The following is a 13493-nucleotide window of genomic DNA, read 5'->3' as shown; positions in this document are numbered from 1 at the left end:
GCATGCCCACCCGACGCCACCCGCTCACGGCGCCGCAGACGGGGATCTGGTTCGGCCACGAGGCCGACCCCACCCGGCGGCGGTACACCGCCGGTCAGTACGTCCAGATCCACGGCGCGATCGACGAGGAGCTGTTCGAACGCGCGCTGCGCGGCGTGGTGGCCGGCAGCGAGAGCATGCGGGTGCGCTTCGAGCCCACCGCCGACGGCGCCGTCCAGATCGTCGAGGACGCCGCCGACTGGCCGCTGCACCGGCTCGACCTGCGCCACCACGAGGACCCGGCCGCCGCCGCCCGGGAGTTCACCACCGCCGGGCTCGCCCACGCGTACGACCTGACCGCAGGCCCGCCCTTCGACTTCCACCTCCTGCGGACCGGCGAGGCGGAGTACCTGTGGTACCTGCGGATGCACCACATCCTGTGCGACGGGGTGGGCGCGGCCGGGCTGATGCGCCGGGTGGCGGCCGAGTACACGGCGCTGCGCGCGGGCGAGCCGGCCGGCACCGGCGTGCACGACCCGCTCTCGGCCCTGCTCGACGACGACGCCGCGTACCGGGCCTCCGCCCGGTTCCGCACCGACGCCGAGTTCTGGGCCGAGGAGTTGGCCGGCCTCGCCGACCCGCCCCGCCTCGCGGGCGGGCGCGGCGGCCTGACCGGCTCCGGCGCGACCGGCTCCGGCGCGCGCCCGCCGGTCGCCGTCCGGACGGAGTTGTCCGCCGAGCGCTGGGCCGCCGTCCGGGAACGGGCCGGGGCGGGCTGGACCACGCTGTTCCCGGCCGCGCTGGCCGTCGCGCTGCACGCCGACACCGGCGAGCGCGCGGCGGCGATCGGCCTCGGCGTCCGCGGCCGGGACGCCGCGCTGGCCCGGCGGGCCTTCGGCATGACCGCGAACGTCGTCCCGCTGCGGCTCGCCGTCGACCCGGCCGGCACAGTCGCGGACCTGGTGTCGGCCACGGCGGACCGGGTCCGCGCCGCGCTGCGCCGCCAGCGCTACCGCTTCGAGGACATGCTCCGTGACACCGCCGCCGTCCGGGGTGACCGGCCGCTGGTCGGCCCCACCCTGAACCTGCTGCCCCTCGACCTAGGCCTGCGGTTCGACGGGATCCCGGCCACCGTGCACGAGGTCTCGCCGGGCCTGCCCGAGGACTTCGCCCTCGGCGTCTACGACAACGGCCGGGACACCCTGCCGGTGTTCGCCGACGCCGTCGGCGCGTACGGCGAGGACACCGTCCGGGCCCACCTGGACCGGCTGCTCGACCTCGTCACGGCGCTGGCCGAGGCCCCGGACGGCCTCCCGGTCGGCCGGCTGTGCGCCGGCGGCGGGGGAGCCCTGCCCGTACCCGCACCCGTACCCGTACCCGCGCCCGCCGGGGCCGACCAGGACGGCGACACCCTGGTGTCGCTGTTCGAACGGCAGGCCGCCGCCCGCCCGGACGCGCCCGCCGTGGTGCTAGGCGAGACCGTCCTGAGCTACCGCGAACTCGACCGGCGCGCCGACCGGTTGGCCCGCCGGCTCGCCGCCCGGGGCGTGCGCCGCGGCGACCTCGTCGGCGTCGCCCTGCACCGCTCGCCGGAGCTGGTGGCCGCGCTGCTCGGCGTCCAGAAGGCCGGCGCCGGCTACCTGCCGTTGGACCCGGACTACCCCGCCGAGCGGCTGCGCGCGACGATCGACGACGCCGCACCCCGGCTCGTGGTGACCGACGACTCCGCGTGGGCGGCGCTCCCGGACGGCGTCGAGAGCCTGCCCGTCGACGGCGGGGACGAGCCCGCCGACCGGGAGCAGGCGGTGCCGGAGCGCCCCGGCCCGGACAGCGTCGCCTACGTCATCCACACCTCCGGCTCGACCGGCCGGCCCAAGGGCGTCCTGGTCACCCACCGCAACGTCACCCGGCTGCTCGCCACCACCGCCGACCGGTTCGGCTTCGGACCGGACGACACCTGGACGCTGTTCCACTCCTACGCCTTCGACTTCTCGGTCTGGGAGCTGTGGGGCGCCCTGCTGCACGGCGGCCGGCTGGTCGTCGTCCCCCGGGACACCGCCCGCTCGCCCGAGGAGTTCCTGCACCTGCTCGCCGACGAGCGGGTCACGGTGGTGAACCAGACCCCCTCGGCGTTCACCCAGCTGGCCGCCGCCGACGCCGCCCACCCCGGCCCGAGCGCCCGGCTCGCCCTGCGCTACGTCGTCCTCGGCGGCGAGCAGCTCGAACCGTGGCGGCTCGCGGACTGGTACCTGCGCCACCCGGACGACGCGCCCCGGCTGGTCAACATGTACGGCATCACCGAGACCACCGTGCACGTCACGGCCGGCGACCTGGATGCCGCCGCGACCGCCGCCGGCACCGCGACCGTCGGCGAGGCGCTGCCGGACCTGCGGGTCCACCTGCTGGACGCCGCCCTGCGCCCGGTGCCCGACGGCCTGCCGGGCGAGCTGTACGTGGCCGGCCCCGGCCTCGCCCGCGGCTACCTCGGCCGCCCCGCCCTGACCGCCGGGCGCTTCGTCGCCGACCCGTTCGGCCCGCCCGGCACCCGGATGTACCGCAGCGGGGACCGCGCCCGCCGCCGCCCCGACGGCGAACTGGAACACCTCGGCCGCACCGACCGGCAGGTGAAGATCCGCGGCTACCGGATCGAGCCGGGCGAGATCGAGGCCGTGCTCGCCGCGCTGCCCGGCATCTCCGGCGCCGCCGTCCTGGCCACCGAACGGGAGCCCGGGCACCGGACGCTGACCGCCTATCTGCTCGGCACCCGGGAGGCCGTACGGGAGGCCGCCGACCGCGCGCCGCAGGTGCTCCCGCAGCACCTGGTGCCGGCCGCCCTGCACGCCGTCGACGCCTTCCCGCTGACCGCCAACGGCAAGCTGGACGAGCACCGGCTGCGGGCCCTGGCCACCGCCCCGGCGGACGGCCGCGGCGATGGCCGGGACGGTGGCCGGGGCCGGGCGCCGCGCGGGGAGCGCGAGCTGCGGCTGCACCGGCTGTTCGCCGAACTGCTCGGCGCCGACGGCTTCGGCGCGGACGAGAGCTTCTTCGCCCTCGGCGGCGACTCGCTCACGGCGAACCGGCTGGTGGTCCGCGCCCGGGCCGAACTGCCCGCCGAGCTGACCATCCGGGACGTCTTCGCGGCGCCCACGGTGGCCGGCCTGGCGGCCCGGATCGGCGCTCGGAGCGGTACCGGCCGGGGTGCTGCCGAGGCCGTGCCGCCGGCCGGCTCCGAGCGCCCGCAGGCCGGCCCCCGGCCCGAGCGGATCCCGCTCTCGTACGCCCAGCGCGGCCTGTGGTTCCTGCACCGGCTCGGCGACCAGGAGTCGACCTACCACGTCCCGCTGGCCGCCCGGCTGACCGGGCCGCTCGACCTGGCGGCGCTGCGGGCCGCCGCGGGCGACGTCCAGCGGCGGCACGAGAGCCTGCGCACGGTGTTCCCCGCCACCGACGGCCGGCCCAGCCAGCGGATCCTCGCCGACCCGCCGGTCCCGCTGACCGTCCGGCACCTCGAACCGGACGCCCTGGACGCGGCGTTCGCCGAGGAGGTGCACCGTCCGTTCGACCTCGAAGCGGGCCCGCCCTGGCGCCTGGCCGTCCTCGGCGCCGGGCCCGAGGAGCACGTCCTGCTGATCGTCCTGCACCACATCACCGCCGACGAGCAGTCGCTGCTCCCGCTGACCCGCGACCTGGCCGCCGGCTACGCCGCCCGGGCCCGCGGCCGGACCCCCGAGTGGCCCCGACTGCCGCTCCAGTACGCCGACTTCACGCTCTGGCAGCACCGCATGCTCGGCGCCGGCGACGACCCCGGCAGCCCGCTGGTGGCCGAACTGGCCCACTGGCGCGCGGTGTTGAGCGGCGCGCCGGAGCGCACCGCGCTGCCGGTGGACCACGAGCCGCCGGCTGGGGCGGCGCTGCGCGGGGCCGCCGCCGAGTTCCACTGGGACGCCGAACTGGTGTCCGCCGCATTGGAGTTGGCGGCCCGGCAGGGGGCAACCCTGTTCATGGTGCTGCACGCGGCCGTCGCCTGCCTGCTCGCCCGGTCCGGCGCGGGCACCGACCTCGTGCTCGGCACGGTCACGGCCGGCCGCGCCGAACCCGCGCTGGACGACCTGGTCGGCTACTTCGCCCAGCCGCTGGCCCTGCGCACCGACCTCTCCGGCCGCCCGGGCTTCGCGGAACTGCTCGACCGGGTCCGGCACGCCGACCTCACCGCCTTCGCCCACGACCGGGCGCCGTTCGACCGGGTGGTGGACGCGCTCGCGCCCGACCGCGAACTCGGCCGCCACCCGCTGTTCCAGGTCATGATCACCCTGCACGCCGGGCGCCGGCCCGTCGTCACCCTGCCCGGGCTGGTCGGGCGGCCGTACCGACCCGAGCGGGTGATGGCCAAGTTCCCGCTGCTCTTCGAGTTCACCGAGCAGCCGGACGGGACGGTCCACGGCGTCCTGGAGTACAGCACCGGCCACTTCCACCCGGAGACCGCCGAGCGGCTGGCGCAGGGCCTCGGCCGGTTGCTGGCGGGCGCCCTGGCCGATCCGTCGGCGCCGTTCGACGCCCTGGACGCCCCGGACGTGCTGGACGCCCTGGGCGCCTCCGGCGCGGCGGGAGCGCCCGCCGCGCCCGCCGCCGACTCCTCACGACCTGCCGCCGGGCCGGGTCCGGGACCGGACGGCGGGTCGGACGGCGGGTCGCCGGCCGAGGAGCAGCTGCGGACGCTGTTCGGGACCGTTCTGGGCCGGGAGCGCCCGGGGCCGTCGGAGGGGTTCTTCCGGCTGGGCGGAGACAGCATCCTGGCCATCCAACTGGCCACCCGGGCCCGGGCGGCGGGGGTGCCGATCACGCCGAAGGACGTGTTCACCCACCAGACCCCGCGCGCCCTCGCCACCGCGGCCGGCGGCGCCCCGGCCGCCCGGCCGGCGGTGCCCGCGCCCTCGGGCGGGAGCCTGCCGTCCGTACCTTCGGGCGGGCCGCTGGCGCCCACGCCGATCGCGGACTGGCTGGCGGCCCGCGGCGGTCCGATCCACGGCTACGCCCAGTCGCTGCTGTGCGAGGTGCCGCCCGGCGCCACCGAGCAGACCCTGCGCACCGCCCTCCACCACCTCGTCGACCACCACGACGCGCTGCGGATGCGCCTGACCGGGGCGCCGGGCGAGCCGCTCGCCTTCGAGGTCCGCCCCGCCGGATCCGTCCCGGCGGCCCCGCTGCTGCACCGGATCGACCTCGACCGCGAGGGCCTCCCCCTGGGCCCCGACGGCGACCCGGGGCCGGCCGTCCTGGAGCTGGTCGCGGAACAGCGGCGCGACGCCCGACGCCGACTCGACCCCTACCGGGGCGAGCTGCTGCGGGCGGTCTGGTTCGACGGCCGCCACAGCGGCCTCCTGCTGGTGGTGATCCATCACCTCGCCGTCGACGGGGTCTCCTGGCGGATCCTGCTCGACGACCTCGCCCAGGCCCACCAGGCCGCCACGTCCGGCCGCCCGGCCGCCCTCGCCCCGGTGCCCGTCACGGCGGCCGACTGGTCCCGCGCGCTGCGAGCCGCCGAGGTGGACCCGGCGGTGGCCGCCGACCGCACCCACTGGCACGGGCTGCTGACCGCCGGCACCGGCACGATCGGCACCCGGCCGCTGAACCGCGCCCGCGACACCACGGCCGGCGCCGAATCCCTGCGCACCACCCTGGACGGCGGCGCCACCGCCGCCCTGCTGACCGACCTGCCCGACCGACTGGGCGCCGCCGTACCGGAGATCCTGCTCGGCGCCCTGGCCGCCGCCCTGCGCGGCTGGCGGGCCCGCACCACCGGCGGCCCGCTCCTGGTGGACGTCGAGGGCCACGGCCGCGACCCGGAACTCCCCGCCCTCGACGGCCTCGACCTCTCCCGGACGCTGGGCTGGTTCACGGTGATCCACCCCGTCCTGCTGGACGTCGGCCCGGCCGAACCCGCCGCCCCGGGCCCGGTCTGCGCCGACGACCTGTCCCGCGCCGTCGCGGCCGCCCGTGAGCGGCTGCGGGCCACCCCCCACCGGGGCCTGACGTACGGTCTGCTCCGGCGCTGCGGCACCCTGCCCGCGCGTTCGGCCCCGATCGCCTTCAACTACCTGGGCCGCTTCGACACCACCCGGCGCGGCCCCTGGCAGCCGGTCCCCGGCACCCTCCGGGGCGAGTCCGACCCGGCCCTGCCGCTCGCGCACACCCTCTCGGTGGACGCCTTCGTGGAGGCCGGCCCGGACGGACCGCAGCTGCGGGTCGAGTGGGCCTGGCCGACCGGCGTGCTCGACGCCGAGTCCGTCGGCGAACTCGCCGCCCGCTGGGAGCAGGCACTCACCGCGCCCCTGCCCGGGCGGGGCGGGGGCGCCGATACCTCCGGGGGATCTGCGGCCGCCGCCGTCGCCGAGGTGCTGCCCGCCACCCCGCTCCAGAGCGGCCTGCTGTTCCACTCCCGCTACGCCGTCCGTGACGGGCACCGCGATCCGTACGTCGTGCAGCTCGCCCTCGACCTCACCGGCGCGATCGACCCGGAGCGGCTGCACGAGGCCGCCCGCCGACTGCTCGTGCGCCACCCGCAGCTCGCCGGGGCCTTCACCACCGGCGAGTCCGGGCCACCGCAGCAGGTCGTCCCTGCGGCGGTGGCCCTGCCGTGGCGAAGCCTGGACCTCGCCGACCGGCCGGAGCCGGAGCGGTCCGTCGCCGCCCGGCGGTATGCGGAGGAGGACCGCAGGCCGTTCGCCGTCGACACGCCGCCGCTGATCCGCTTCACCCTGCTCCGGCTGGCCGCCGACCGCTGGCGGCTCGTCTTCACCCACCACCACCTGCTGCTGGACGGCTGGTCGGTACCGATCGTGCTGCGCGAACTGCTCGTGCTGCACCAGGGCGCCGACCTGCCCCCGGCGCCGTCCTACCGCGCCTACCTCGACTGGCTGGCCGGGCAGGACGACGCGGCCGCCCGCGACGCCTGGCGTGCCGCCCTCGCCGGAGCCGAGCCCACCCGGGTCGGCCGACCCGGGCGCGACGGAGAGACCGGCCAGGACGGCCGCGCCGCCGCCGCCGACGAACCGTCGACGACCGTCTTCACCCTGCCCGCCGAGCTCACCGCCGGGCTGCGGGCGCGCGCCGCGCGGTGGGAGGTGACGCTCGGCTCGCTGGTGTCGACGGCGTGGGTCCTGGTGCTCTCCCACCTCACCGGCCGCGACGACGTCCTGTTCGGCACCACCGTCGCCCAGCGCCCGGCCGAACTGCCGGACGCGGAACGGCTCGTCGGCCTGCTGATCAACACCGTCCCGGTCCGGGCCCGGCTGCACCCCGGCGAGCCGCTGCGCGAGCTCGCCGTCCGGCTGCAGCGGGAGCGCACCGAGCTGCTGGACCACGAGCACCTGGGGCTTGCCGCCGTCGAGGAGGCCGTCGGCGCCGGGCGGCTCTTCGACAGTTCCCTGGTCTTCGAGAACTACCCCCTGGACGAGACCGGGTTCGCCGAGCCCGTGCCGGGCCTGCGGATCGGTGCCGTCGAGCCGTACGACGGCACCCACTACCCGCTCTCGCTGGTGGTGCTGCCGCGTCGGGACGGCCTGGACGTGCGGCTCCAGCTGCGCCCCGCCGAACTGGACCGGCACCTCGACGCGGACCGGCTGCGCACCCTGCTGACCACCGCCTGCGCCACACTGGCCGGTCCGGGCGCGGACGCCCTGACCACCGGCCGGGTGGACCTGCTGCCACCCGTCCAGCGGGCCGGGCTGCGGGCCTGGGGCACCGGCCCCTCGGCCGCCGCCGAACCGTCCTCCGTCGGCGCGCGGTTCGAGCGGCTGGCCGCCGACCACCCCGACCGGGTCGCCCTGCGGCACGGCGACGGCACCACCGTCGCCACCACCACCCCGCCGCACGCGACCCCGCCGTACGCCACCACCACCTACGGCGAGCTCAACGCCGACGCCAACCGGCTGGCCCACCACCTGGCCGGCCTCGGGGTGCGGCCCGGGACGCGGGTCGCCCTGCAACTCCCGCGTTCCCCGGAGGTGCCGGTGGCGATGCTGGCGCTGGCCAAGCTCGGCGCCGTCTGCGTCCCGCTGCACCAGGCGTTCCCGGCCGAGCGGCTGCGGGCGCTCGCCGCCGAGGCGGGCACCGAACTGCTGCTGGACGCCGCCCTGGTGGCGGCGGCCCGGCAGGCGGGCGGGAGCCCGGGCAACCCCGGCCCGGCCGTGTCGCCCGGGCAGGTCGCCCAGCTGCTGTACACCTCGGGCTCGACCGGCCGCCCCAAGGGCGTCGCCGTCACCCACCGCAACATCCTCGCCCTGGCCGACGACCCGCTCTGGTACGGCCCCGACCACGACCGGGTGCTGTTCCATTCGCCGCACGCCTGGGACCTCATGGTGTACGAGCTGCTGATGCCGCTGCTGACCGGACGCCAGGTGGTGGTGGCCCCGCCCGGCGAGCTGGCCCCGGCGGACTACGTCCGGGCCGTCGAGCAGGGCGGCGTCACCGCCGCCTGGCTGACCGCCGGTCTGTTCGACGTGCTCACCGAGCAGATCCCGGCGGCCCTCGCCCGGCTGCGCCTGATCTGCACCGGGGGCGACGTCGTCCCCCCGGCGGCGGTCGCCCGGGCCCGGCGGGCCGCCCCCGACCAGCGGCTGCTCGACCTGTACGGACCGGTGGAGAGCACCACCTTCGCCCTGGGCTACGAGATCCCGGCCGGTCCGGTCCGCGAGGACGAGGCCGTCCCGATCGGCCGCCCGCTCGCGGGCACCCGGGTGCTGCTGCTGGACGCCGCCCTGCGCCCGGTGCCGCCGGGCGTCCCCGGTGAGATCCACCTGGGCGGCGAGGGCCTGGCCGAGGGCTACCACGGTGCCCCGGCCCGTACCGCCGAGCGCTTCATCGCCGACCCGTACGGCCCGCCGGGAGGCCGGCTGTACCGCACCGGCGACCTGGGCCACTGGGACGTCGAGGGCCGGCTGCACTTCCTCGGGCGCGCCGACCGGCAGCTGAAGATCAACGGCTTCCGGATCGAGCCGGGCGAGATCGAGGCCGCGCTCTGCGCCGAACCCGGTGTGACCGCCGCCCGGGTGGTGCCGCACGGGGCCGGCCCGGCGGGCCGTTCGCTGGTGGGGTACGTGGTCGCCGACCGGCCGCTGGCCGTCGGCGAGCTGCGCCGCCGGCTGGCCGAGCGCCTGCCGCGCCATCTGGTGCCCGCCGTGCTCGTCCCGGTCGACGCGCTGCCGCTGGACGCCAACGGCAAGGTCGACACGGCCGCGCTGCGGCCGCCGCCGGAGCAGCCGGCCCCCGCGCCGGCCCGCACACCCCGCCGGGAGGTCCTGGCGGCGCTGTTCGCGGAGGTGCTGCGGGTGCCCTCGGTCGCGCCGGAGGACGACTTCTTCGCCCTCGGCGGCAACTCGATCGCCGCGATGCGGCTGGCCGGGCGGATCCGGTCCACCCTGGGCGTCGACGTGCCGCTCAGCGAGCTGTTCGACGAGCCCACCGTGGCCGGGCTGGACCACCGGCTCGACCGCGCGGCCCGCACCGACCGCCGGGGCCCCGCCGCCCCGGTGCTCGGCGACCGCACGACCCGGCCCGAGCGGCTGCCGCTGGCCCCCGCCCAACTGCGCCTGTGGACCGCCAACTACCTGGGCGAGCACCGCCCGGACTACCTCACCACCCTGGCCCTCGACCTCACCGGCGGGCTCGACCCCGCCGCCCTGCGGGCCGCCCTCGGCGACCTGGTGGCCCGGCACGAGGCGCTGCGGACCGTGCTGCCGTACGGTCCGGACGGCCCCGAGCAGCGCGTCCTCGACCCGGCCGACGCCCTGGTCGAGGCCGCCGCCGAGCCCCGCCCCGCCGACGTCCCACCGGAGCGGCTGGACGCCTGGATCGCCGCCGAACTCGACCGCGGCTTCGACCTGTTGACCGAGCCGCCGCTGCGCACCGCCCTGCTGCGCAGCGCCCCGGACCGGCACACCCTGCTGCTGGTGCTGCACCACGTGGCGGTCGACGGACACGCGCTCGAACCGCTGCTGGCCGATCTGCGCTCCGCCTACGAGGCCCGGGCGGCGGGCCGGGCTCCGGTGTGGCCGGCGCCGGCCGTGCAGTACGCCGACTGTGCGCTGTGGCTGCGGGAGCGGCTCGGTGACGAGACCCACCCCGACAGCCCGGCCGCCCGGCAAGCGGCGTACTGGAGCGGCGAGTTGGCCGCCCTGCCGCCGTGGCGGGGCCTGCCGGGCGCCACCGGAGACCCGGCGGCCGGGCCGGGCGCGGCCGGCACCGTCCGGTTCGCCCTCGACCCGGCGGCGCACCGCCGGCTGGCGGCCGCCGCGCGGGCCTGCTCGGCCGGTACGGGGATGCTGCTGCAGGCGGCGTTCGCGGCCGCGCTGGGCGACCTCGGCGCGGGGCACGACCTCGCGATCGGGGTGCCGCTGGCCGGCCGGGACGACGAGGCCGTGGACGGCGTGGTCGGCTGCCTGGTCAACACCGTGGTGCTGCGGGTGGACACGTCCCCCCGCTCCGCCGGGGACGCCGCCACCGGCACCCCGAGCGCCCGCACCCTGGTCGGGCGGGTCCGGGAGCGGCTGCTGGCCGCCCACGCCCACCAGGACCTGCCGTTCGACCGGGTGGTGGAGCTGGTCAACCCGGCCCGGGAGGCCGGGCGCCAGCCGCTGTTCGGGGCGGCCGTCTCCCATCTGGTGCGGGCCGACCCGGCCGGTGACCGGCGGTGGGCCGGCGCCGTGACGGTCGCCGAGCGGGCCGTCCCGGCCGCCCGTACCGCCGTCGACCTGCTGCTGCAGCTGGTGGAGCGGCGGACCGCGGCCGGCGCGCCCGGCGGGCTGGAGTGCGCCCTGGTGCACGCGCTGGACGGCTGCGACGAGCCGACCGCCCGGCGGGTGGTGGCCGCCTTCCGGCGGCGGGTCACCGAGTTCTGTGACGAGTTGAACGACGCCCCTGTGAACGACGTTTCCAGTAACCACGAGATGAGGTCCCGATGAGCAGCACCAACCCCTTCGACGACGAGCAGGGCGCGTTCCTGGTCCTGGTGAACGAGGAGAACCAGCACGCCCTGTGGCCCGCCTTCGTCGACGTGCCCGCGGGCTGGCGCAGCGTGTTCGGCGAGGAGACCAGGCAGGCCTGCCTGGACTACGTCGAGAAGAACTGGACCGACCTGCGTCCGCGCAGCCTGGCGGACGCGCTGGACGCCCGGGTCGACTGAGCCCAACCGGCCGATCCATCAGGGCTGTTCCGCCCTGACTTAAGGATCTTCCGTCCCCCGCCCGACAGCTGACAGCATGTCAGAGACGGGCGCGGGGCCGGCCCGCAGGAAGAGCCGCGGCACGGCCGGGTCCCCCACGCCCGGCCGTGCCGGCGGCGCGCCGGCCCCGGAGCCCCGCAGGCACCCGAATGCCGCCCGTCCGGATCGCAGAGCCACCGCCTGTCGTTTGCAGCCCTCACGAGGAGTCACCCATGAACGCTGTCACACCGCGCCCTGCCGAGCGCACGGCCCGGCCCCGGCACTACCTGATGTGCCGCCCCAGCCACTTCGAGGTCACCTATGCGATCAACCCGTGGATGGACCCGGCGAAGCCGGTCGACACCGGGCTCGCCGTCGCGCAGTGGGAGCGGCTGTACGCCCTCTACGGCGAGCTCGGCCACCGGGTGGAGCTGATCGACCCGATCCCGGGCCTGCCCGACATGGTCTACGCGGCCAACGGCGCCACCGTGGTGGACGGCAAGGTGCTCGGCGCGCGCTTCCGCAACGCGGAGCGGGCCGCCGAGGGCCCCGCCTACCTGGAGTGGTTCCGCTCCCACGGCTACCCCGAGCTGCACGACCCGGAGCACGTCAACGAGGGCGAGGGGGACTTCCTGGTCACCGCCGAGTACGTGCTCGCCGGGCGGGGCTTCCGCAGCACGCCGGCCGGCCACGCCGAGGCGCAGGAGTTCTTCGGCCGCCCGGTGATCGGCCTCCAGCTGGTCGACCCGCGCTACTACCACCTGGACACCGCGCTGGCCGTCCTGGACGGCGACGAGGTGATGTACCACCCGGAGGCCTTCTCCGAGGGCAGCCGCGAGGTGCTGCGCCGGCTCTTCCCGGACGCGGTGCTCGCCGACGCCGCCGACGCCGCGGTGTTCGGCCTCAACGCCGTCAGCGACGGTCGGCACGTGCTCCTGCCGGAGGCGGCCACCGGCCTCGCCGACAAGCTGCGCGAGCGGGGCTTCGAGCCGATCGGCGTCGACCTGTCCGAGCTGCTCAAGGGCGGCGGCAGCGTCAAGTGCTGCACGCTGGAGCTGCGCCACCGCGACTGACCGCCGTCCGCCCCCGGCGTCCGCTACGGCGACGCCGGGGGCGGACGAACGCAACGGGCCGCGCGGGCCTCCCCCCGAGGAGGTCCGCGCGGCCCGGCGCCGTCCTGGCCCGCCGCGGCGGTGCCACGCCGAACCGGCCCTAGACGGACGGCCCCGCGTGCGGCCGCCCGCTCTCGGCCCAGCGCTTCAGCAGGGCCGCCGCGGCGCCCGAGTCGACCGCCTCGGCGGCCCGGGGCAGCGCGGCCGCCAGCCGTTCGACGACCGGCAGGTCCGAGGGCGCGAGCGCCGCCAGGCCGGCCGCCGCGGAGAGCAGGACGGCGTCCCGGACGGGGCCCTGCTCGCCGTCCAGGACGGCATGGACCACACCCGCGTTGTGGGCCGCGTCGCCGCCGCGCAGCGCGTCCGGCGCCGCCGCCGCGATCCCCAGCTCGCGCGGGTCGAGCCGCTCCCGTACGACCCGGCCGCCGGCCGCCGACCAGATGGTCGAGGTGGTCGCGACGGACAGCTCGTCGAGGCCGTCGTCGCCCCGGAAGACCAGCGCGTCCACGCCCTCGCGGGCGAACACGGCGGCGATCAGCGGGCCGAGCCGGGGGTCGGCGACGCCGACCGCCATGGCCGTGGGCGACGCCGGGTTGGTCATCGGGCCCAGCGCGTTGAACACCGTCGGTACGCCCAACTCCTTGCGGGCGACGGCCGCGTGGCGAAACGCCGGGTGGAACGCCGGGGCGAAGCAGAAGCCGATCCCGACCTCGCGCACCGACCGGGAGACCTCCTCGGCGGAGAGCTCCAGCGCGATGCCGAGCCGCTCCAGTACGTCGGCCGAGCCGGAGGCGGAGGAGGCCGAGCGGTTCCCGTGCTTCACCACCCGGGCCCCGGCGGCGGCCGCCACGATCGCCGCCATGGTGGAGACGTTGACGGTTCGCGCGCCGTCCCCGCCGGTGCCGACGATGTCCAGCGCCGGCCCGGGCACGTCGACCCGCACCGTGTGCTCGCGCGCGGCCCGGACCAGGCCGGTGACCTCCTCGGCGGTCTCGCCCTTCGCCCGCAGCGCCACCAGGAAGCCGGCCAACTGCGCCGGGGCCGCCTCGCCGCGCATCACCTCGTCCATCGCCCAGGCGGTGTCGGCGGCACTCAGATCCGTACCGGCGATCAGCGCCGCGAGCAGCTGCGGCCAGGTTCGCGTTTCACAATTCCCAGTCACGGGGCACCCATTCCGCTCGTCGATTCCGATGTGTCCGGGTATC

The 13493-nt window shown here is 77.4% G+C and carries 4 protein-coding genes; 3 read left to right on the top strand and 1 reads right to left on the bottom strand.

All coding sequences use genetic code 11. The annotated features are described in order from the left end of the window. Positions 1-2: 2 nt before the first annotated feature. The 3 genes from ACIOJE_RS30585 (at position 3) to ddaH (ending at position 12249) form a co-directional block, all read left to right on the top strand. On the top strand, positions 3-10937 hold the full coding sequence (locus tag ACIOJE_RS30585; RefSeq protein WP_400780632.1) for an amino acid adenylation domain-containing protein: 10935 nt from the start codon (positions 3-5) through the stop codon (positions 10935-10937). Next, positions 10934-11158 carry an MbtH family protein gene (locus ACIOJE_RS30580; RefSeq protein WP_280684664.1) on the top strand — a complete coding sequence of 75 codons (225 nt, stop codon included), beginning with the start codon at positions 10934-10936 and terminating at the stop codon, positions 11156-11158. Before ACIOJE_RS30585 ends, ACIOJE_RS30580 begins: the two co-directional genes overlap by 4 nt. 251 nt (positions 11159-11409) lie before the next feature. Continuing rightward, positions 11410-12249: a dimethylargininase gene (ddaH, locus tag ACIOJE_RS30575; RefSeq protein ID WP_280684663.1), complete on the top strand. Its 840-nt coding sequence runs from the start codon at positions 11410-11412 to the stop codon at positions 12247-12249. A 139-nt stretch (positions 12250-12388) separates the two neighbouring features. Here the strand turns inward: ddaH and trpD are convergent, their stop codons facing one another. Further along, positions 12389-13450 (bottom strand): anthranilate phosphoribosyltransferase, encoded by a 1062-nt coding sequence (trpD, locus tag ACIOJE_RS30570; protein WP_400780626.1) that lies wholly within the window; start codon positions 13448-13450, stop codon positions 12389-12391. Between the last annotated feature and the right edge of the window lie 43 nt (positions 13451-13493).

Source organism: Kitasatospora sp. NPDC087861 (genome assembly GCF_044742585.1).
Classification (GTDB): Bacteria; Actinomycetota; Actinomycetes; order Streptomycetales; family Streptomycetaceae; genus Kitasatospora.
This window is presented reverse-complemented; position numbering and strand designations above follow the sequence as displayed.